The organism is Sorangium sp. So ce1335 (genome assembly GCF_051521615.1).
GTDB lineage: Bacteria > Myxococcota_A > Polyangia > Polyangiales > Polyangiaceae > Sorangium.
In genome coordinates, this window is record NZ_CP150363.1 from 10,525,378 (window position 1) to 10,545,731 (window position 20,354).

Annotated in this window: 16 protein-coding genes and 1 other RNA gene; 13 read left to right on the forward strand and 4 right to left on the reverse strand. The window is 74.5% G+C overall.

Features of this window, described 5'->3' with window-relative positions; translation table 11 throughout:
- Positions 1–328 precede the first annotated feature (328 nt).
- The 10 genes from WMF24_RS39345 (at position 329) to WMF24_RS39390 (ending at position 11,384) form a co-directional block, all read left to right on the forward strand.
- Positions 329–841 carry a helix-hairpin-helix domain-containing protein gene (locus WMF24_RS39345; RefSeq protein ID WP_437732594.1) on the forward strand — a complete coding sequence of 171 codons (513 nt, stop codon included), beginning with the start codon at positions 329–331 and terminating at the stop codon, positions 839–841.
- A gap of 360 nt (positions 842–1,201) precedes the next feature.
- The gene (locus tag WMF24_RS39350; RefSeq protein WP_437732595.1) at positions 1,202–2,689 is read left to right on the forward strand and encodes a UDP-N-acetylmuramate--L-alanine ligase; all 1,488 of its coding nucleotides are present in this window, start codon (positions 1,202–1,204) and stop codon (positions 2,687–2,689) included.
- On the forward strand, positions 2,686–3,567 hold the full coding sequence (locus WMF24_RS39355) for an inositol monophosphatase family protein (protein WP_437732596.1): 882 nt from the start codon (positions 2,686–2,688) through the stop codon (positions 3,565–3,567). Before WMF24_RS39350 ends, WMF24_RS39355 begins: the two co-directional genes overlap by 4 nt.
- 241 nt (positions 3,568–3,808) lie before the next feature.
- Positions 3,809–4,001: non-coding RNA, 6S RNA (gene ssrS, locus WMF24_RS39360), on the forward strand.
- A 209-nt stretch (positions 4,002–4,210) separates the two neighbouring features.
- The gene (locus WMF24_RS39365) at positions 4,211–5,047 is read left to right on the forward strand and encodes a hypothetical protein (RefSeq protein WP_437732597.1); all 837 of its coding nucleotides are present in this window, start codon (positions 4,211–4,213) and stop codon (positions 5,045–5,047) included.
- 3 nt (positions 5,048–5,050) lie between these two features.
- Positions 5,051–6,832, forward strand: coding sequence for an MXAN_5187 family protein (locus WMF24_RS39370; RefSeq protein WP_437732598.1), 1,782 nt, complete (start codon positions 5,051–5,053; stop codon positions 6,830–6,832).
- Positions 6,833–6,866: 34 nt separating this feature from the next.
- Positions 6,867–8,420: an OmpP1/FadL family transporter gene (locus WMF24_RS39375; RefSeq protein ID WP_437732599.1), complete on the forward strand. Its 1,554-nt coding sequence runs from the start codon at positions 6,867–6,869 to the stop codon at positions 8,418–8,420.
- A 337-nt stretch (positions 8,421–8,757) separates the two neighbouring features.
- Positions 8,758–9,717 (forward strand): thioredoxin-disulfide reductase, encoded by a 960-nt coding sequence (trxB, locus tag WMF24_RS39380; RefSeq protein ID WP_437732600.1) that lies wholly within the window; start codon positions 8,758–8,760, stop codon positions 9,715–9,717.
- A 10-nt stretch (positions 9,718–9,727) separates the two neighbouring features.
- Positions 9,728–10,834: a uracil-DNA glycosylase gene (locus WMF24_RS39385; RefSeq protein WP_437732601.1), complete on the forward strand. Its 1,107-nt coding sequence runs from the start codon at positions 9,728–9,730 to the stop codon at positions 10,832–10,834.
- Positions 10,835–10,889: 55 nt separating this feature from the next.
- A complete protein-coding gene (locus WMF24_RS39390; RefSeq protein ID WP_437732602.1) occupies positions 10,890–11,384 on the forward strand; it encodes a DUF2085 domain-containing protein in 495 nt (164 codons plus the stop codon).
- Positions 11,385–11,387: 3 nt separating this feature from the next.
- Here WMF24_RS39390 and WMF24_RS39395 read toward each other — a convergent pair whose 3' ends face one another.
- Entirely contained in the window at positions 11,388–12,860 is a 1,473-nt protein-coding gene (locus WMF24_RS39395) for a hypothetical protein (RefSeq protein ID WP_437732603.1), read from the reverse strand.
- A gap of 315 nt (positions 12,861–13,175) precedes the next feature.
- Complete coding sequence (locus tag WMF24_RS39400; RefSeq protein WP_437732604.1) at positions 13,176–13,952, reverse strand: biopolymer transporter ExbD; 777 nt, start codon at positions 13,950–13,952, stop codon at positions 13,176–13,178.
- Positions 13,953–14,014: 62 nt separating this feature from the next.
- Here WMF24_RS39400 and WMF24_RS39405 point away from each other — a divergent pair, with 62 nt between their 5' ends.
- The 3 genes from WMF24_RS39405 (at position 14,015) to WMF24_RS39415 (ending at position 18,321) form a co-directional block, all read left to right on the forward strand.
- A complete protein-coding gene (locus WMF24_RS39405; protein ID WP_437732605.1) occupies positions 14,015–15,628 on the forward strand; it encodes an AMP-binding protein in 1,614 nt (537 codons plus the stop codon).
- Positions 15,629–15,672: 44 nt separating this feature from the next.
- Complete coding sequence (locus tag WMF24_RS39410; RefSeq protein ID WP_437732606.1) at positions 15,673–16,290, forward strand: hypothetical protein; 618 nt, start codon at positions 15,673–15,675, stop codon at positions 16,288–16,290.
- A 105-nt stretch (positions 16,291–16,395) separates the two neighbouring features.
- The gene (locus tag WMF24_RS39415; protein WP_437732607.1) at positions 16,396–18,321 is read left to right on the forward strand and encodes a hypothetical protein; all 1,926 of its coding nucleotides are present in this window, start codon (positions 16,396–16,398) and stop codon (positions 18,319–18,321) included.
- A 91-nt stretch (positions 18,322–18,412) separates the two neighbouring features.
- On the opposite strand, the gene WMF24_RS39420 is transcribed toward WMF24_RS39415, so the two are convergent.
- The gene (locus WMF24_RS39420; protein ID WP_437732608.1) at positions 18,413–19,822 is read right to left on the reverse strand and encodes a hypothetical protein; all 1,410 of its coding nucleotides are present in this window, start codon (positions 19,820–19,822) and stop codon (positions 18,413–18,415) included.
- The gene (locus WMF24_RS39425; protein ID WP_437732609.1) at positions 19,822–20,352 is read right to left on the reverse strand and encodes a hypothetical protein; all 531 of its coding nucleotides are present in this window, start codon (positions 20,350–20,352) and stop codon (positions 19,822–19,824) included. The genes WMF24_RS39420 and WMF24_RS39425 overlap by 1 nt, the downstream gene beginning before the upstream one ends.
- Positions 20,353–20,354 lie beyond the last annotated feature (2 nt).

The window sequence follows — 20,354 nt, forward strand, 5'->3', positions numbered from 1 at the left end:
TCTCGCTCGAGACACGGCGACAGGACGCCCGGGGTCGGCGAGCTCGCCGGCGCCCCCGTGTCCGCCATGGCGGCGCCGCGCCCGGGCGCGCAGGGCCCACGCGATTCGCGCGGGTTTTCAGGCCATCGCGCGCCGGCATGCGGCTCGCTTGGCGGCGGCGCCGAGGAGAGACGGACGCCGCGCGCCGGTGCGCGGAGGGCGTCGTCCTTCGCACTCGAGGAGGCGCGGCACGATGGAAGCGACATCGAAACGGAAGGGCTCGCTCGCCGGGCGGGCGGAGGCTGGGCAGGTAGGGGAAGAGCGGCGTTCCTTGTGGAAACGTGCGCTGGTGGCGTTGAGGGAGTCGGCCTGGACCGCGCTGGGCGGCAAGGTGGTGGCCTACGGCGCGGGGTTCTTCGCGCTCGCGCTCGTGGGCTCCGGGCACGCGCTGAGCCTGCTGCCGGCGCGTCGCGCCGATCCGGCGGCCGGGCTGGCGATGGTCGCCGGCGGGCCGGCGCCGCTCGACACCGCGGAGGCCGCCGGGAGCGCGCCGCCGCAGAGCTCGGCCGAGCCCGCGGCGGATGCAGGAGCGCCCGCGGAGCCGCCGCCGTCGAGCGATGGGGGGCCGGGCGCGCCGGCGGGCGGCGGCGTGACCGCCGACGGCAAGGTCGTGCTGAACCTCGCGACGGAGGCGGACCTCATGCGCCTGCCGGGCGTCGGCCCCGCCAAGGCGGCGGCGATCCTGGCGCTCCGCGCGAAGATGAAGCGCTTCCGGAAGGTCGACGACCTGCTCCGGGTCAAGGGGCTCGGCCGGCGATCGCTGAAGCGGCTGAGGCCGCTCGTGCTCGTCGATCCGCCGTGATCCGAGCCGCGGGGTCCGCCTCGGCCCCGCGACTCGCAAGCTCGTGAGGCCGCGCAGATACGTTGTTTGCGGGCGTCGGAGGACGAGGGCTCCTCGCGGCACCGCCGCGAAGATCGGATAGGCCACCATCACGAGACGTCCGCACGCCCGCGCGTTCGCAGCGGCTGTCTGCTCGCGCCGCGCCCCCGCTGCGGCGCCAGGAGCCGCGCCCTTCGTCACGCCCGCGCGTCCGCAGCGGCTGTCTGCTCGCGCCGCGCCCCCGCTGCGGCGCCAGGAGCCGCGCGCTTCGTCCGTCGGCCCGTCGGCCGGCCGCGCGGAGCCCTCTTGCCCTCCGGGGGCGCTCGGGCACACTGCGCCGCGATGCACGTCCACTTCGTCGCCGTCGCGGGCACCGGCATGGGTGCGCTGGCGGGGCTCTTCAAGGCCGCGGGGCACGAGGTCTCGGGCTCCGACGTCTCCTTCTACCCGCCCATGGGACCGGCCCTGGAGCGCTGGGGCATCCGCCTCATGACCGGGTTCGATCCCGCGCACCTCGAGCCGCGCCCCGATCTGGTCGTGATCGGCAACGTCTGCCGCCCGACGAACCCCGAGGCCCGCGCCGCCATCGAGGGCGGCATGCGGGTGACCACGATGGCGCACGCGCTGGCGGACCACATGCTCGCGGGCCGCTCGCCGCTCGTCGTGGCCGGCACGCACGGCAAGACGACGACGAGCTCGATGTGCGCGTGGCTCCTGCACGAGGCAGGCAGGGACCCCGGCTTCCTCATCGGCGGCCTGCCGAAGAACTTCGAGGCGAGCTTCCGGCTGCCGCGGAGCGCCGCCCCCGCGGGCGACCGCCGCGGCCTCCCCCTCCTCGGCGAGGCGGGCACGGGCCGCCGCAGGACGCCGTTCGTCGTCGAGGGCGACGAGTACGACACCGCGTTCTTCGAGAAGACGCCGAAGTTCTGGCACTACCGGCCCGAGGTCGGCGTCGTGACCTCGATGGAGCACGACCACGTCGACATCTACCCCGACGCCGCGTCCTACGAGGCGGCGTTCCGCGGGTTCGTCGAGCGGATCCCGGAGACGGGGCTCCTCGTCGCGGCGGCGCACGATCCGCGGGTCGTCGACGCGGTGACGCGGTCGGCGCGCGCGGAGGTCGCCTGGTTCGCCCTCGAGGGCGACGACATGCACGGAAAGCCGCCGCACTGGCTCGCCGCCCCCGCGGAGGCCGGCCCGAGCGGCCAGTCGTTCGACCTGTACGCCGGCGGCGTCATGGCCGGGCGGGTCGCCCTGCAGATGCCGGGGCACCACAACGTGCGCAACGCGGTCGCCGCGATCGCGGCCGCGGCGCACGGCTTCGGCGTGCCGCTCTCGACGGCGACCGCGGCGCTCGCGACCTTCGAGGGCGTGCGGCGCCGGCAGGATCTGCTGTTCGAGGCGCGCGGGGTGCGCGTCTACGACGACTTCGCGCACCACCCGACGGCCGTGGACGAGACGCTGCGCGCGCTCCGGTCCCGGCACCCGGAGGGCGCGCTGTGGGCGGTGTTCGAGCCGCGCAGCGCGACCGCGTGCCGCGCCCTGCACCAGGAGCCCTACGCGCGCGCCTTCGGCGCGGCCGATCGCGTCGTGCTCGCGCCGCTCGGCCGGCCGGACATCGCCGCGGGCGAGCGGCTCGACCTCGACCGGCTCGTGCGCGACCTCGAGCAGGCGGGCAAGCGCGCGGAGGCGGCGACCTCGGTGGACGCGATCGTCGACGCGATCGCGCGCGAGGCGCAGGAGGGCGACACCGTGGCGCTGCTGTCGAACGGGGCGTTCGGCGGGATCTACGAGAAGCTCCGCGGCGCGCTGTCGGCGAGGCCGCGATGAGCGGGCGCGGACCGGCCGATCTGGCCGAGCTCACCGGGATCGCGCTGCGCGTCGCCGAGGAGGCCGCGGCGCTCGCCCAGGCCGGGTTCCGCGCGAGCCCGCGCGGCCCGCGCGTGGAGGAGAAGGCGCCGCACGACCTCGTGACCGAGTTCGACCGGGCGAGCGAGGAGCTGCTCATCGCGCGGCTCGGCGCGCTCACGCCGGGCATCGCCGTCGTCGGCGAGGAGCAGAGCGCCTCGCGCGCGACGTCGGCCCGCGGCGGGCTCGTCTGGTACGTCGATCCGATCGACGGCACCACGAACTTCGTGCACGGGCATCCGTTCTGGTGCGTCTCCGTCGGCCTGATGGACGACGACATGCCCGTCGCCGGGGCCGTCGTGGCGCCGATGCTCGGGCTGCGCTGGACAGGCTTCATGCCCCGCGATCCACAGCCGCCCGGGCCGGGGCTGGCAGGGACCGCCGGCGCCGCCGGCGAGGCGCGCCGCAACGGCGAGCGCTGCGCGGTCAGCGCCACGGCGTCGCTGGAGCACGCGATGGTGGCGACCGGCTTCCCGCCCGTGCGCGATCGGGCTCCGGACAACAACTTCGACGCCTTCATCACCGTCAAGCGAAACGCCCAGGCCGTGCGGCGGTGCGGCAGCGCGGCCATCGATCTCTGCATGGTCGCCGACGGGACTTACGACGCCTACTGGGAGCGCCGGCTGCACGCCTGGGACGTCGCCGCGGGGAGCGCGATCGTGCGCGGCGCCGGCGGCGTCATCACCTCGCTCGACGGCCGAGCGCCGGACTACCACACAGGCAACATCGTGGCGTCGAACGGGCTCGTCCACGCCCCCATCGTTGCGTTCTTCTCCCACCCCGGCTCGCCTGCCCGCTAACCCTGCGCCAAGCCGACGCGCCAGGCCGGCTCCGGATCATCCCGACAGGAACCAACAGGACGGGAACGGACCGGCCTGCATGAACGCGAGACGCAAGCAAGCCCAAGAGTGAGACGGCGAGCGAGATCAAGCGCAAAACGCGTGAGCCACACGCGAATCACACATGAAGCACATGAAGGAAGAGCGAGTCCGGCGACGAAGAGCGGTTGACTGAACCGGCGAGAGAACTATCCTATGGTCGTTCCCTCTGCCGACTTCGTGAGGCGCTGGACGATTGAATCCCGAGTAAGCGAGAACCAGGGAGCCAACAACGATACCGTGGTGAGCTAGGCCCGGAATCCTTCACCGGGAAGCCTGAAGCGGTACTTAGGCTCCCACCTAGCAGCTATGCTAGGGGTTCAAGTCCTTCTGCCCACGTCCTCGGCGGTACGGAACATCTCTCCCCTGCGGGCCGTTCATGCGGCCCGCAGTTTTTTTGTCTTCCGGAAGCTCCCCCGGGCGGCTGCCGCACCGCGGCGCGCCTGGCCCCGGTCGCCTCCCCTCGCAGGTCAGCGCTCGACCGGGCGCGCGGCGTCTGCGCCGCGGACGGCGGCCCGGCTTTTGTTTCCGTTCTCATTCCCCTTCCGGTAGCTTCGGGCCTGCGATGGATACGAGATCCCCTCGATCTTCAGGAGCGCAGCACGGTGAGCATCGCCCGCTCGCCGGCGCAGCGCGGCCCGGGCCGTCCAACCCCATCACGCGTCGCGCCTCAGGCCGCTTCGTCCGGCGCCTGGCCCTGACGCTCGCGATCCTCACGGTGCCCGGGGCGGCCCTCGCGGCGGTGACGATCAAGGGCAGGGCCACGGGCATGCCCAAGCTCCTGAACCCGGTCTGGAACGAGGCCAAGGACCCGAAGGCGAACCGGTACACGTTCCGCGAGCCGTCCCCGACCGTCCGCGCCGATGTCCGCACGCTCGTCGGCTACGCCCCGAAGGAGCTGTGCGTCGCCGCGCTCGGCGAGAAGGGCGCGCCGCTCAAGACGCCGCGCTCGATCGTCATCGCCGGCGGCCGGACCACGCCGGTGACCCTCGTCGTCGCCGAGGGCCAGCAGCTCCAGTTCGAGAACCGCGATCCGTTCCCGCACAAGCTCTACGACGTCGGCAACAAGGGGCTCCAGCCGGTCGAGATCGGCGCCACCAAGACCCGCGCCTGGACGCCGCCGGGGCCGGGCAAGTACGAGATCCGCGATCAGCTCGCCCCGAGCATCCGGTCGTGGATCGTCGTCGAGCCGAGGACCGTCGCCGTCGCCTACCCGGATCGCCAGGGCAACTTCGCGATCGAGCTCGAGGCCGGCAAGTACACGCTGCAGGGCTACTTCAACGGCGAGCCGGTCGGAAAGCCCCTCGAGGTGGTCGCGAAGCCGAACCCGGACGAGCAGTTCATCAAGGAGGCGCTCGTCGTGGGCGCGAGCGGTGGACCGAGCGCGGAGGCTCAAAAGTAGGCCATGCTGCTGTCGCGTTTCTGGTACGGGGTGCTCGCGCTCGCGCTCGGCGCCGCGGTCTTCATCCTCTTCGTCGCCGCGCAGCTCTACAACCGCTCGGGCCACCGCGCGATGAGCGAGGCGCTCAGCGCCGACTCCAGCGCGGTCGAGTGGTTCCTCAACGACGACGCCCGGAAGCGCTCCAGCGCCCTCATCCGCGTGGCGCTGAACCCCGCCCTGCGGAGCGCGCTCGCCAAGTCGTCGACCGAGGCCAAGCCCGGCGCCGACCTGCGCGAGAAGGCCCGCGGCGCGCTGCGCACCGCGACCGAGGAGGTGCCCGCCGAGCTCAAGTTCGACGAGGTGTGGGCCGTCGACGCGGCCGGCCGGGTGATCGCGTCCGTGGGGTCCGTGGGGTTCGCGCCCCCCGAGGACTGGGAGCTCGGCGGCTACCCGGTCGTCGCCGACGCCCTCCACGGCTGGATCCGCGACGACGCGTGGGTCTGGAAGGGCCGCATCCTGCGCGTCGTGGCGCGCCCCGTCGAGCAGGACGGCAACGGCGAGCCGGTCGGGGCCGTGGTCGGCGCCAAGATCATCGACGACACCTTCGCCCGCGCGGTCACGAAGCGCACCGGCGCCGCCGTCGGCTTCTACGCCGAGGGGTCGCGCGTCGCGTCCGGCGCGCCCGAGGGGTTCGACAAGGCGAACCTCGATCAGATCACGCAGGACCTGAAGCTGCTCGACGACAACAAGGATTACATCGAGAAGGGGCGCTCCGAGGTCCGCGTCATCGGCAAGCACCTCGGCGTCGTCTACGCGCGGCTGCCCGGCGAGGCGTGGGAGCTCGGCGCCGGCTACGCGGTCGGCCGCCTCGCGGCGTCGGTCGACTCGCCGTTCAGCTTCCTCGACCAGGCGACGAACGACGACAAGGGCAAGGTGCCCACGGCGCTGATCCTCGTCGGCGTCCTCGGCCTGGCCGCGCTCGGGCTCGTGTTCTCGTTCCTCGAGCACACGCGGCCGCTCCAGGTCTTCCGCAACGAGGCGGCGCGCTTCGCCAAGGGCGACGTCGACGTGCTGGCGCCGAGCCGGTTCCGCGGCGCCTACCGGAAGATCGCGGCCGACATCAACGACGGCGTCGAGAAGGTGGCCGCGAAGGGCGGCGCGCCGCGCAAGGCCGCCGACCTCGAGCAGGTGCTCGGCCCCATCCCGGCGCAGCCCGCGATGAGCGCGTTCTCGGTGCCGCTCGGCCCCGGCGAGCCGCGCGCCGATTCGCGCCCGTCGTACCCGAAGCCGATGGTGAGCCCGCGCGGCCCGACGCGGCGGCCCGGCTCGCACCCGCTCAGCGGCCCGCCGCCGGCCCGCGAGTCCGAGGAGCCGGTCGAGGCGATCGAGGAGGTCTCGGACGCGGCGATCGCGCTCTCCGCCCCCGGCCCCGCGGCTCCTGGCCGCCCGCCGCCGCGGCGCCCGCCGCCGCCTCCGCCGCCCCGGGCGCCGGGCGCGCCCGCCCCGCCGACCGCGCTCCCCGACGCGACGAGCGCGGCCCCCGACGCGGCGAGCGCGCCCGCCGCGCCCCAGGACGGCGCGGGCGATCCGGACGAGCTCGCCGAGTGGAACGCCGTCTACGAGGAGTTCCTGTCGGTCAAGCAGCAGTGCGGGGAGCCCACGAACGCCCTCACCTTCGACAAGTTCAAGGGGACGCTGCAGCGCAACAAGGACGCGCTCGTGGCGCGCCACAACTGCTCGCGGGTGCGGTTCACGGTCTACGTGAAGGACGGCAAGGCGGCGCTCAAGGCGTCGCCGGTGAAGTGAGCCGCCGGGGCGGCCGCGCGGGGAGAGAGACCCCATGAGACGAGGATCTGCCGGCGCCGCGGCCGCGGCGCTCGCCGCGGTGGTGGCCGCCGGCGCGGCGCGCGCGTCGTCGGGGATCGACTCGCCGGAGATCGGGGTGCTCCAGCTCGGCCGCGGCGGCGCGTGGGTCGCGCGGGCGGACGATCCGCTCGCCGCCTACTTCAACCCTGCGGGGCTCGCCGCGCAGCGGAGCAGCGCGCACGGCGGCGTCCACCTCATGCACCTCGGGCAGTGCTTCACGCGCCTCGGCCCCGACGGCCGGCCCGTCCCGCCGAGCTACACGACGGCGATCCCGGCGCCCGGCAGCGAGGGCGGCCCCGATCCGGAGGTGTGCGCGGAGAGCGGCCTGTTCCCGAACCCGCAGGTCGCCGGGACGCTCCGCCTGACCGACGCGCTCGCCGTGGGCGTCGCGGTGCTCGGCCCCCACGGCGTCGGCGAGCGGGTGTGGCCCGAGTCGCTGCCGTACACGCACCCGACGTTCGGCGCGCTGACGCAGCCGTCGCCGCAGCGCTACCTGCTCACGTCGCTCGACGCCCTGATCGTGACGCCGACGCTCTCGGTCGGCTTCACGCCCGCGGAGGGGATCTCGGTCGGCGCCGGCTTCATCTGGGGCATGGCGAGCATCGATTTCGTCAACTTCAGCGAGGCGCTCTCCGCCGAGGGGGGCGACGACTTCAACACGCACAACGACCTGCGCACCCGCGCGCGGGCGGACGATCTGTTCATCCCGGGCTTCGTCCTCGGCGCGCGCTGGGCGGCGACCGATCGCCTCGACCTTGGCGCGTGGTTCAAGTGGCAGGACGCCGTGCGCGCGAAGACCGATCTCGTGATCGAGTCGCGCTACTGGACGGCGGCCGGGGTCAAGAACGAGGACCCCTGCAAGGGCGAGTCGCCGGGCTGCAACGTGACCGACGAGAGGGGCGCGGGCGATCTCGAGATGCAGATCCCGATGGAGGCGAAGCTCGGCCTCCGGTACCACCATCCGCGGGCCGGCGCGGCGCGGTCCTCCGCGGCCGTGCCCCTCGTGCGCGACCCGATGGTCGACGATCTCTTCGACGTGGAGCTCGATTTCACCTGGGCCCACAACAGCGCTGTCGACGCGATCGAGGTCCGGTTCCGCGAGGGCATTCCGGTGCGCGGCACGGTGATCGGCACGGTGCCGCCCAACGCCGACGTCCCGCACCGCTGGCGCGACGTCCTGGGAGTCCGCGTCGGCGGAGATTTCATCGTGCTCCAGGATCTCCTGGCCCTGAGGGCAGGCGGCTTCTTCGAGACGAAGGGGCAGGACGACGCCGACCTGAACCTCGATTTCCACCTCGGCCACCGCATCGGGATCGGGGCCGGGGTGACCGCGCGCGTGGGCCCTGTCGACATCTCGGCCGCGTTTCAGCACACGTTCTTCGGTTCGCTGGACAACGGCGGGAAGGGGCGCCTCAAGGCCGTCTCCGGCTCGGCGACGAGCGGCTACCGCAGCCTCCAGAGCGTGAACGGCGGCCGCTTCGAGAGCAGCCTGGACGAGTTCGGTATGAGCGGAACGATGCGCTTCTGAGCGAGCGGCTGCTCACGCGGGGGACGGCGCGACGCCGGGTGAGAACAGGGCGCAGGGCTGCCGCGGAGCGGGCGGGAACGCCGCGCAGCGGGCAGGAACGCCGCGGAGCGGGCGGGAACGCCGCGCAGCGGGCGGGAACGCCGCGCAGCGGGCAGGAACGCCGCGGAGCGGGCGGGAACGCCGCGCAGCGGGCGGGAATGCAATGCAGCGCGGCGGGACACACGCCGCGCGATGGGGCCCGCGCAGCGCGGGGCGTGGCGCGCGCGGCGGAGCGTCCGCGGCGGAGCGCCGGGGCGGTCGACGCGGGAGGCTGTCGCGCCTATAAGATGCCTCCACCATGAGCGAATCGAACGTCCGCAACCTGGTCATCATCGGCTCCGGTCCCGCCGGGCTCACCGCCGCCATCTACGCGGCGCGCGCCAACCTGAAGCCGCTCCTCATCGAGGGCTTCAGCGCCGGCGGCCTGATCCCGGGGGGCCAGCTCATGTTCACGACCGACGTCGAGAACTACCCCGGGTTCCCCGAGAAGATCACCGGCCAGGAGCTGATGCAGCGCTTTCGCGACCAGGCCGCCCACCAGGGAACGGAGATCGTGACGGCGGACGTGACAAAGGTCGAGCTCACGGGCCACCCGTTCAAGGTGTGGGTCGAGGACACGCTCTACCTCGCGAAGTCGGTCGTGATCGCGACGGGCGCGCGCGCCAACTACCTCGGCCTGGAGAGCGAGGAGAAGCTCAAGAACAAGGGCGTCAGCGCCTGTGCAGTCTGCGACGGCGCGCTCTACCGCGGCCAGGACGTCGTTGTCGTCGGCGGCGGCGACACGGCGATGGAGGAGGCCTCGTACCTCTCCGGGCTCTGCAGCAGCGTCACGCTGGTCCACCGCCGCGATGACTTCCGGGCGTCGAAGGCGATGGTCCAGCGCGTCGTCGAGAACCCGAAGATCAAGATCCTCTACAGCCACGTCGTGGAGGAGGTGCTCGACGTGAAGGCCGACATGGTGACGGGCATCCGCGTGAAGAACGTGAAGACGGGCGACAGCCACCTCGTGCCGGCGGCCGCGATGTTCGTCGCGATCGGGCACACGCCGATGACCGATCTCTTCGTCGGGCAGCTCGATACGCACCCGAACGGCTACCTCAAGACGGTGCCGGGCTCGACGCGGACGAACATCCCCGGCGTCTTCGCCGCGGGCGACGTGCAGGACTGGAACTACCGTCAGGCCGTGACGGCCGCCGGCACGGGTTGCATGGCCGCGCTCGACGCGGAGCGCTGGCTCGCGCAGCAGGGCGGCCACTGAGGGGACGACGATGATCGAGGCGCTGCGCGAAGAGCTCGCCGATCTGACCGCCTCGGTCCGAGCGTTCCTGGAGTGGCACGCAGCGACCGGCGCCGACGGGATGCCGGGGCACCCGTCGGCGCTCCACGAGGCGCTGGGCGCGTCCTCCTCCGAAGGCGCGCCGCAGGCCGCCCGGCGGGCGGACCGAGGCTTTCCTGGGATGGACGCGCCGCCGGCAGCGGCGGCACGCGGGGGCGGCGGTGCCGCGCCGCAGGCCGAGCATCGTGGCGCCGCCGCGCCGCAACCGGAGCAGCGCGCTGCCTTCGCGCCGCAACCGGAGCAGCGCGCTGCCTTCGCGCCGCAACCGGAGCAGCGGCCCGCCGCCGCGGGCACCTTCGCGCCGCAACCGGAGCAGCGCATCGCCGAGGCGCCGGCGGCGCGGCCTCCGGCGCAGGCGCCGCGGGCCCCCGAGCCGCACGCCCGGCCTGCTGCGAGCGCGGCCTCGGCGCCACGCGCCGAGCTGGCGGCGCGCGCGACCGCGTCGCAGCCGGCGTCGCCGGACGAGCGCGTGGCGCGGCTCGCGCTCCTCGCGGAAGAGGTGCGCACCTGCCAGAAGTGCCCGCTCCACGAGGGGCGCACCCACACGGTGTTCTCGCGCGGCAACCCGCTCTCCGAGGTCGTCTTCGTCGGCGAGGGGCCCGGTGCGGAAGAGGACCAGCAGGGCGAGCCGTTCGTCGGCCCGGCGGGGCAGCTCCTCGACAGGATGATCGCGGCGATGGGGTACCACCGCGACGACGTCTACATCTGCAACATCGTGAAGTGCCGGCCGCCGAAGAACCGGAAGCCCGAGCCGGCCGAGATGGCGGCCTGCAGCCCCTACCTCGCGTCTCAGCTCGCGCTGATCAAGCCGAAGGTGATCGTCGCGCTCGGCGCCACCGCCGTGCAGGGGCTGATCGGCACGAGCGAGGGGATCACGAAGCTCCGCGGGACGTGGAAGCTCTACAAGGGCTCGATCCCGATCATGCCCACGTTCCATCCGGCCTACCTCTTGCGCCAGCCGAGCGCGAAGCGAGAGGTCTGGAGCGACCTGAAAGAGGTGATGCGCCACCTCGGCAAGAGCGCGCCCGACAGGGTTTGAGGTGACCGCGCCCGGGGGCGGACGCGCCGCCGCACAGGCGAGCGTCGCCGCACAGGTGCCCGTTCCCGAAAGCGCAGGCGCCCTGGCGCAGACGCCGTCCGGCGCCTCGGAGCCAGCGGGGTCGCGGCTCCGGGTCGTGCGCTGCGCGCTCGCGATCGTCGGCGCCCTGCCCTGGTGCATCCCGCCGGCGCGGAGCCGCCTGCCGCTCGGAGAGCTCGGCGCGGCGCTCGATCGGCTCTTCGTTGCGATGTGCCACCGCATGCCCGAGCGGTCCCTCGCGCTCGAGGGCGTGCTGATGCCGCTCTGCAGCCGGTGCGCCGGCATCTTCGCCGGCGTCGCGGCGGGCGCCGCGATCGCGCGGCCCCGCCTGGCGATGACGGCGTGGCGCCCGATCCTCATCGCCCTCAGCGCGCTGATGGTCGTCGACGTGGCGACGCAGGACCTCGGGCTGCGCCCGGTCTGGCACGCGACACGCCTCGCCTCGGGCCTGGCCTTCGGCTACGCCGCGGCCGCGGCCTTTCTCACGCAGGTCGCGCGCCGCCCGGGGTGAGCGCTACTTGCGTCCGCCCAGGGCCCTGCACTCGTGCACGGGGCCCTTCGTGGCGTTGCGCACGCAGTCGCTGTACGCGGCGACGCCGTCCTTCCACTTGCCCGTGTCCTGGAGCGCCGAGCCCAGGTAGAGGTAGGGCAGCGCGTCGGTCGGATCGGCCGCGATGGCCGCGCGAGACACCTCGATCGCGTCCTTGTACCTGCCGCGGTTCAGGAAGCTGAGCGCCTCCTTCTTCAGCCTGGCCGCGTCCTCGACGTTGCCCGCGGCCGCCGCGGTCTTCTCGGCTTCCGCCTTCTCCGCCGCCGCCTTCTCGGCTTCCGCCTTCTCCGCTGCGGCCCTCTCGGCCTCCGCCTTCTCCGCTGCGGCCTTCTCGGCTTCCGCCTTCTCCGCTGCGGCCTTCTCGGCTTCCGCCTTCTCCGCTGCGGCCTTCTCGGCTTCCGCCTTCTCCGCGTCGGGAGCGGCTTCCGCCGCCTTCGCGGCGGGCTGCGCCGACGCCGGGTCGGCCTGCGCGGGCGCCTTCTCGCGCGCAGGCGAAGGGCTCGCCGCCACGGCCGAGAGCTTCGCCCCCAGGGGCGCCGGCTTCGCAGCAGGCGCCGCCATCGCGAGCGGCGCGGAGGCGGAAACAGCAGAAGACGGCTTGCTCGAGAGCACCGACTTGGCGACCACCGCCACCGAGATCACCCCGGCGAGCCCCGCGACCGCCGCGACGATCCGGCGGAGGCGCGCCCGGCGGGCGAGGGTCTCGGGCGAGAGCTGATGGACGACCACGAGGCGCTCGTCCGTGTGATCGTCCGGGTCGCTCGCTGCATCGGTGAGCGGCGGAAACGACTCCTCTTCACGCCGGAAGAACGCCGCCGTCGGCGAGGAAGGGTCGATCAGATCGAGCGCATCCGAGTCAGGCGCCGGCTCGTCGGCCTGTGGCGCGAGCGCAGCCGGCCGGTCCTCGGCGCCGGCTCGCTGCGTCGCGACCGGCACGTCGGCGTCCAGCGTCTTGACCGGCGCCACGTCGCTCGCACCGCTCGAGGCCAGAGCGATCGACGGCGCAGCAGGCGCGTCGGCGCTGTGCGGCGCGGCGGACATCTCGGCGCCGCGCGGCGCGGCGGACACCTCGGCACTGTGCGCCGCAGCGGACATCTCGGCGCCGTGCGGCGCGGCGGACACCTCGGCACCGTGCGGCGCGGCGGACACCTCGGCACCGTGCGCCGCAGCGGACATCTCGGCGCCGTGCGGCGCGGCGGACACCTCGGCACCGTGCGGCGCGGCGGACATCTCGGCGTCCGCTGCCCGCGCGGGCGCCGCGGAGAGATCCGCGGCCTCCCCCGCGACGACGTCCGGGCCGCTCGCGACGGGGCGCGCGGAATCCCGGGCCGCAGAGGCCGGAGCCCCGGGCGCCCCCGACGCCCGGGGCTGGGAGGCCCGGGGACGGAGGCTGCGGCCCCTGTTCGCGCGGGCCGATGCAAGAAGTCGCTTCGACATGTCCGAACCATCCTCCCGTGATTGTCACGCCCCCGATGGCGCAGGGGACCGGCGACTCGCCCTATTCATGATCCAGGCCGGCCCCAACGGCGAGCGCTCGACCGCGCATTTCCGCCCGTCGCCGCGCCCTCCCGTGTGCCGGATCGTGCCGTGTCGCCCTGACCGGCCATGCCCTCACGCGACGGGAGAGCATGATGTCTCGCGCTGCTGAAAATTGACACCGTATGCACAAAAACCGCGCCGGACGCCCTCTCGGCGGACGCGCCCCTGAGGGGGCATCGATCCAGGGAATCGAGCCTCCAGGCGCCGCGCACGTCAGCCTCCACCGAGCTGGATCGGCCGCCCCGCGACCGGGGCAGCGCGGAGTAGGACAAGGGTGTCGAGCTTCTTCTTTGCATCCGAAGCGATGACCGTGCCCGCGAGGTTGTGCGCCATCTCCCAGGGCACCTCGTCGTCCGCCGAGAAGAACGCCATCGTCGCGCTGCACGCGGCGATGTCCTTCGTGAGCTGCTCGCCGGTGTGCGACAGATCCGGGCCGGCGAGCCCCTTGCGCTGGCGCTTGCCCATGCCGCCGCCGAACGGCCAGATCGCCGTCGCGAGGTCCTTCATCACCATCGTGCTGACGGCGCACGCGGGGGGCTTCGACACGCGCCCCTCGGGGACCACCGTGATCTCCTTCGGGAGATCGTCGCGCCCGTCGGTCTTGATGATGACCTTCGGCGCGCCGGCCGCGCCGAGCTCCGTCACGACGGCCGCGACAGCGCTCGGCTTCGCCTTCTTCTCGGCCAGCAGCGTGACCGGCTTGCCCTCGATCGGCAGCGCGCGGATCACCTTCGCGAGCTTCTCCGCCCCGTCCTTCTGCGCCAGATCCACGCGCTGGCCGCCGAGGTACGGGCCCATGGAGTCGACGAGCAGCTCCGGCATGCCCTTCGGCTTCGGCGGCTCGGCGGGAGCCTCCACGACCGGGGCCGCCGTGGCGGCGGCGCCGGGCTCGGGCGGCTTCGGCGCGCTCTCGCACGCCGCCGCCAGGATCGAGCCGGCGACGGCCGCGAAGCAGGGCAAGACGCTGGATCGGAAAGAGGAAGCTCGCATGGCGGGGCAGTGTAACCAACCGGCCTGGCTGCGCGCACCTTTGCCGTGCGAGAGTTGGCGCGATGGCCTCCCCGCTCACAGAACGGCTCGCTCAGCTCGGATCGTCCGCCCGGACCGCCGTCGAGGACGACGGGGGGCGGACCACCTTCGCGGAGCTCATGGACCGCGCGCTCCGCGTGCGCGGCGCGCTGCTCGCGTCCGCGCCGCGCGACGTGGACGCGAGCCCGCGCTCCCTCGGTGGGGAGCGGATCCTGCTCCTCGCGCCGCCCGGCGCGGCGTGGGTCTCGGCCTTCCTCGGCGTCGTCCTCGCCGGCGGGATCGCGCTGCCGCTCTCGCCGCTGTACCCGCCGGCAGAGCTCGCGTGGCTCGCGGACGACGCCGGCGTCCGGCGGATCCTCGTCGGGGACGAGCTCGCCGCCCTGGTCGCCCCGATCGCCGAGGGCCGCGCCGTGCTCCGCGTGGAGGACGTCGAGCGCGCCGCGCCGGGGCCGGCGTCGTCGATCGCCGACATCGCCGCGGACGACGCGGCGCTGCTGCTCTACACGAGCGGCACGACCGGCAAGCCGAAGGGGGCGCTGCTCACGCACCGGAACCTCGCCGTGCAGGCGGAGCTCCTCGGCGCGGCCTGGGGGTTCTCCGAGCAAGATGTGCTGCTGCACGCGCTGCCGCTGCACCACCTCCACGGCGTCGTCATCGCGCTCATGACGTCGCTGCTCGCGGGCAGCGCGACGCGGATGCTGCCGCGCTTCGACGCCCAGCGCGTCGCCGCCGAGATCGCGCGCCGCTCGGCCACGGCGATCATGGCCGTGCCGACCATGTACCAGCGGCTCTTCGAGCACGTGGACCGCGGCGGAGCGCCGGGCTTCGCCGCGGGGGCGCGGGCGCTGCGGCTCGCCACGAGCGGCTCGGCGGCGCTGCCGGTGACGCTCGCCGAGCGGTGGCGCGACCTCACCGGCACGATCCCGCTCGAGCGATTCGGGATGACCGAGATCGGCGTGGGCATGAGCAACCCGCTCGATCCGGGCGGGCGGCGGGCGGGCTGGGTCGGCTTCCCGCTGCCGACCGTCGAGGCCCGCATCACGGACGACGCGGGCAACGCGTCGGCGTGGGCGCCGGGCGACGCGCCGGGCGGGCCGCCGGCGCAGCCCGACGGCGGCGGCGCCGTCGTCGCGCGGGGCGAGCTCTGGATCCGCGGGCCGAGCGTGTTCAAAGGGTACCTGGGACGCGAGGACGCCACCGCCGCGGCGTTCCAGGACGGCTGGTTCCGGAGCGGCGACGTCGCGGAGCGCTCCAGCGACGGGTGCTTCCGGCTCCTCGGGCGGACGTCGGTCGATATCCTCAAGAGCGGCGGGTACAAGCTGTCCGCCCTCGAGATCGAGGAGGCGCTGCGGGAGCACGGCGCGATCGCGGAGGTCGCGGTGATCGGCGTCCCGGACGAGGCCTGGGGCGAGCGCGTCGTCGCGGTCGTCGTCCCCGCGCCGGGGCGAGCGGCGGAGTGCGCGACAGGGCCGCTCCGCGCCTGGGCCAAGGAGCGGCTCGCGCCTTACAAGGTCCCGCGTGAGTCCGTCGTCGTGGGGAGCCTGCCGCGCAACGCGATGGGCAAGGTCGTCAAGCCAGAGCTCGTGAAGGCGATGGCGGCGAGCAGCGCCGGCGACGAGCCCCCGCGCGCGCGGTAGACCCGGCTTGACCGGTGCGCGCAGCTCCGGCCTACTCGGCGCCGATGCAGACTGGCACCCCCATGGCCCGGGCGGCGTACGGCGGCCTCGCGGTTCAACCGTTCGCGCACACCACCTACACCATCAAGCGGCCTTTCTGGTCGTTCCTCGGCCGCAGATTCCACGTCTTCGCGCCCGACGGTAGCCTCGTGTGCTTCGTCAAGCACCCGCTGCTCAAGCTCCGTCCGGAGTTCACGCTCTTCGCCGATGAGTCGGAGTCACAGCCGCTGTTCACGATCCGCTCACGGCAGGTCGTGGCCCTGAACCGGTGTCTGGACGTCTTCGACGCGCGCACAGGCGAGCGGGTCGGGACCATCCGCTCGCGCGGGCTCAAGTCGATCGTCCGCGACACCTGGGACATCCTCGATCCGTCCGATCAGCCGGTCGGGCTGATGCAAGAGGACGGCGCGGCGATGCTCCGGCGCGTGTTCCCGCTCCTGATCGGCAAGTGGCACATCGAGCTCCACGGGCAGGAGGTCGCGAGGATCACCCAGGTGTTCCGGTTCTTCGTGAAGGAGTTCACGCTCGACCTGTCGATGAGCCAGGGGCGCATCGACGCCCGGTTCGCCATCGCCTGCGCGCTGCTCGCGCTCATGGCCGAGACCGCGCGCGAGTCCGGCTGAGCCCGGCGGCGGCCCGCGGGCGGGCGCGCGGGGTGGGCGTGGTGGAGGCGCGCTCGCTCGCCGAAAATTCGCCCGTTTTCGCGAGTTCTGCGAGGTTGCCGCGCGATGCGCCTCGATCCTGTCTCCCGCCTCGACGCCGCCTCCGAGGAGGGCCGACCGCCGCCCCCCGCTGTGCCCCCCTCCGGCCTGGCCCGCTTCGCACCGAGCGGGCAGGGCGCCGACTCGGAGCGCGAGCTCCGCGGGCGCCGCTTCCTGTGGGCGAGCGCCCCGGCGGCGCCGGACGGGCAGCTCCGCGCGACCCTCGACGAGGCCGTGGAGCTCGCGCTGGCCCTGCGCGGCGCGCTGCCGCCGCGGGTCGAGGCCGGCGCCGCGCTCGAGGCGGTGATCGCGGACCAGGTCTTCCGCGCCAGGGCGCTCGGCGCCGCGGGGCTCGCCGTGGCCCTGCCGCGGCTCGCGGGCGGGGCGACGGGCACGCTCCACCCGGAGGACAGCGCGACGCTGCTCGCCTGGCTCGGCGCGGCGCGCGAGGCGCCGGTCGCCCTCGTGTTCGACGAGGCCGACCGGTCCGCCAGGGTGCTCGCGCCGGTGCCCCTCGCGGAGCTCGTCGAGCGGCACACCCCCGAGGGGCACGGCGCCGGCTCGCCGCGCGGGCAGGTGCTCAGCCTCGCCGCGCGAGAGCCCGCGGCCGCACGAGAGCCCGCGGCCGCGCGGGAGCCCGTCGCCACGCGGGAGCCGGAGCGCCCCGTCAGGATGGTGCCGTCGGGCGCCGCGGCGCCGGAAGAGGCCCCCCCGGTGGAAGCGAGCGCGCCCGAGGCGCCGTCGGCGCCCGCCGCCGCGGAAGGGCGCACCGATGGGAGGCCGCGCGGCGTGCTGCCTCCCCGCTCCTCGAAGATCCGCCGCCCGGATGCGCCAGCGGGCATCTCCGCCGCCGGGAGAGCCCCCGGCGCGGGGCCGGGCGCTGGCGCGGCGCCGGGCGCCGGCACGCCGCCCACCGCACACGAGGCGCGCGCGACGGCCGCAGCCAGCGCGGACGCCGCCGCGCCCCACGAGGATCGCAGCGCGGGAGCGACGCTCCGACCGCCGCGCGCCGCGCACGAGGCCGCGCCCGTCGCGCCGCCCGCAGAGGCCGCCCCCGCGGACAACGAGGCGCTCCCGCCGACGCGGAGGGAGCGGAAGGCGCCGCGCAACCGGATCCTCAGCGCGGCCGAGTGGCGCGCGCTCGCCGTCGAGCTCGACAACGCCCGCGGCCCGAAGCCGGTCCGGGTGATCGAGCAGCTCTTCGCGACCCACTACACGCCGCTGCTCGGCGCGACGCTCGCGGGCGAGACGGACGCCGCCGTGCGCGGCGTCGTCGACGGCTGGAGGACCAGCTTCGAGCACAGCTACCGGGAGGCGTTCTCGGCGCTGCGCGTGACCGGCAAGCGGCCGCCCATGGTGTTCGACGCACCGGACATCGCCGCGCGCCTCGCCCGCCTCAACGGGGCGCGCGGGGTGAAGCTCCTGCTCGTGGACGCGATGCGCTTCGACCTCGGCGAGCGGGTGGCCGCGCACCTCAAGGAGATCATGATGGATCGGGCCATCCTGGTGGAGCGCTCGATCCTGTGGGCGGCGCTGCCGCCCACGACGACGGCGCAGATCTCGCTGCTCGCCCGCGGCCCGGACGGGCTCCGCGAGGCGATGCCCCCGAGCGAGCCGGAGCCCGCGATCGCCCGCGGGCGCGCCGTGGCGACGCTTCGGCGCGAGCGGGTCGGGTCGCGCGAGCTGATGAAGCTCGACCTCGTCGAGGCGCGGCTGCGCGCCGCGGGGCCGCCGTTCGCCGAGCGGCTCGAGACCATCGCGGAGGAGGTCGCCGACGTCGTGGCGCGGTTCATGGAGAGCCTGCCGCCGCGGACCCTGCTGCTCGTGTTCGGCGACCACGGGTTCCGCATGACGGGCGACGGCAACTCGACAGGCCCCGCGTCGCAGGGAGGAGGATCACCGGAAGAGGTGCTCGTCCCGGCGCAGGCGTGGCTCGTCGGCGGCGTTCACTGAGCCGCCCTGCGGCCGCTTGTCCAGCGGGGCGGCGCCGTCGAACGAGGCGGCGTCAGCGCGATGAGCCCGCGCAACGCGCCGTGCAGCGCGGTCAGGGCGCCGTGCGGTACGGCCCCGCCGCCGCGTCGCCCCGCGGCTTCGGGCGGATGAGGCCCGCGAGCCGGGTGGCGACGAGCGCGCCGGCGCCGATCAGCGCGACGGCCGCGCAGATCGCGCCGCCGACATAGGGGATCGCGCCGACGACCAGCAGGCCGAGGCAGCCGATCGCGAGGTGGACGTAGGGGTTCCTCGTCCGGTGACCGAAGAGCCCCGCCCCGGCCGTCTCCAGGACCGCGCAGCCGCCCGCGACCACGGCGATGACGGCGAGCAGCAGGCCGATCACCGCGAACGGGATGCCGATCAGCGTCACGCAGAGGGCGACGGAGAGCGCGAGGGCGCCGAGGACGCCCACCACGCCGAGCGCGAACGACCGCATGGGCCTCGCGGCGATCTCCACCTTGAGCGCCTCCATGCGCCGCGGCCAGAGCGCCAGCATCACCGCGCCGAAGGCGAACAGGAGCGCCGTGCGCGTCACCGCGTTGCCGGCCTGGCGCGCGAGCGTCGACGCGCCCTTCGCGCTCGCCCCGTCGCCGCCGATCGGGCTGACCTCGTTGTTCACGTCGCCCTTGATACGCGCGCGCGCGCCCCGGCGGAGCGGGCCGCCGACGACGTCGACGTCGCCGTCGATGCGCGCCCCGTCGGCCACCGTCAGGGGGCCGCCCACCGTCGACACGTCGCCGCGCACGCGCGCGCCGTCGTGGATGTGCGTGGAGCCGCCCATCACGTCGATGTCCCCCGTGACCGTGCCCCACACGTCCAGCGAGCCGCCGATCACCGACACGTCGTGGACGACCTCGCCCCGCTCGACGCGGAGGCTCCCGCCGGTCACGAACCGATCTCGGCCGCGCGACGAGGGCCGCGCGTCGTCGGCGTCATGGTCCTCGTCCTCCGCGTCGTCGGAGGACTCGGCGGGCGCGCGCGCCCCGGGCGGCTCGGGCGGCGCCGGCGGCTCGGGTAGCGCAGGCAACGCCGGCGGCTCGGGTAGCGCAGGCAACGCCGGCGGCTCGGGCGGAGCCGGCGACGCGTCGGCAGGCCGGGGCGCGGCCGCGGCCGGGGCGATCGCGATCAGGTCGCCGTCCCGGGTCGCCACGTAGCTGCCGTCGGCGAGCAGGAGCTCGAGCACCTTGTCCGCCGGCTGGTTCTTGACGTGGAGCTCGACGACATCGCCGGGCGGGACGTTGAGCACAAGGCTCCACCCGGCCTCGCGCGCGACGCGCCTGAGCGCCTCGTTGCGCGGCTCTCCGCGCACCTCGAGGCTCACCTTCGGCGCGACCTCTGGCCAGGATCCCTTGCGGGTGATCTCCGCCGTGGCCGCGCCGCTGACCGAGATCCCGATCGCGGCGCCCAGCGCAGCGGCGCCGAGCCGCGAGGCGCAGAAGAGACGAGTCGAGATGATCCGCATCACATCCCTCCGTTCAACGAGAGCTGCTTTCCCCTCGTCCACGCGACACCGACCCCCACGACGACGAGGAGCGCCGCCGAGATCCACGGCAGCGCGGTGAGCCATCCGGACAGCGCCCCGCTCCCGGCGACCGCCCAGCCGGTCCGCACCACGACCGAGCAGGCGTGCCAGAGCGCCGCCCAGCGCTCCCGCAGGCCGCCCGCGCCGGACACGAGCGACGGCGCCGCGCCGAGCGCCGAGAGCGCCAGGGCAAAGGCGATCGCGGAGATCGGCAGCGGGACGCGCGCCGGGGCGGGCTCGCCCGCGCAGCTCGAGGCCGGCTGCGCGCGCATCACCTCGCCCGCGCGGAGCGACAGGAGCGCCGTCCGGCCGAGCGCCGTGGAGCAGCTGGGGCAGCGCGCGACGTGCGCGGCCGCGCCGTCCGGCAGGATGGCGTCCTCCCCGTCGCCGAGGGCCGTCAGCGCGATCTCGGTGAGGTGGCCGTCTGCTTGCCAGACGAGCTCCGGCGATAGCTTGTCGTCTTCCTGCATCG

Excerpts from the sequence above, each read along its gene's own strand:
- WMF24_RS39350 (WP_437732595.1), top strand. The coding sequence starts at position 1,202 with ATGCACGTCCACTTCGTCGCCGTCGCGGGCACCGGCATGGGTGCGCTG.
- WMF24_RS39355 (WP_437732596.1), top strand. The coding sequence starts at position 2,686 with ATGAGCGGGCGCGGACCGGCCGATCTGGCCGAGCTCACCGGGATCGCG.
- WMF24_RS39365 (WP_437732597.1), top strand. The coding sequence starts at position 4,211 with ATGGATACGAGATCCCCTCGATCTTCAGGAGCGCAGCACGGTGAGCAT.
- WMF24_RS39370 (WP_437732598.1), top strand. The coding sequence starts at position 5,051 with ATGCTGCTGTCGCGTTTCTGGTACGGGGTGCTCGCGCTCGCGCTCGGC.
- WMF24_RS39375 (WP_437732599.1), top strand. The coding sequence starts at position 6,867 with ATGAGACGAGGATCTGCCGGCGCCGCGGCCGCGGCGCTCGCCGCGGTG.
- trxB (WP_437732600.1), top strand. The coding sequence starts at position 8,758 with ATGAGCGAATCGAACGTCCGCAACCTGGTCATCATCGGCTCCGGTCCC.
- WMF24_RS39385 (WP_437732601.1), top strand. The coding sequence starts at position 9,728 with ATGATCGAGGCGCTGCGCGAAGAGCTCGCCGATCTGACCGCCTCGGTC.
- WMF24_RS39395 (WP_437732603.1), bottom strand. The coding sequence starts at position 12,860 with ATGTCGAAGCGACTTCTTGCATCGGCCCGCGCGAACAGGGGCCGCAGC.
- WMF24_RS39400 (WP_437732604.1), bottom strand. The coding sequence starts at position 13,952 with ATGCGAGCTTCCTCTTTCCGATCCAGCGTCTTGCCCTGCTTCGCGGCC.
- WMF24_RS39405 (WP_437732605.1), top strand. The coding sequence starts at position 14,015 with ATGGCCTCCCCGCTCACAGAACGGCTCGCTCAGCTCGGATCGTCCGCC.
- WMF24_RS39410 (WP_437732606.1), top strand. The coding sequence starts at position 15,673 with ATGCAGACTGGCACCCCCATGGCCCGGGCGGCGTACGGCGGCCTCGCG.
- WMF24_RS39415 (WP_437732607.1), top strand. The coding sequence starts at position 16,396 with ATGCGCCTCGATCCTGTCTCCCGCCTCGACGCCGCCTCCGAGGAGGGC.
- WMF24_RS39420 (WP_437732608.1), bottom strand. The coding sequence starts at position 19,822 with ATGCGGATCATCTCGACTCGTCTCTTCTGCGCCTCGCGGCTCGGCGCC.
- WMF24_RS39425 (WP_437732609.1), bottom strand. The coding sequence starts at position 20,352 with ATGCAGGAAGACGACAAGCTATCGCCGGAGCTCGTCTGGCAAGCAGAC.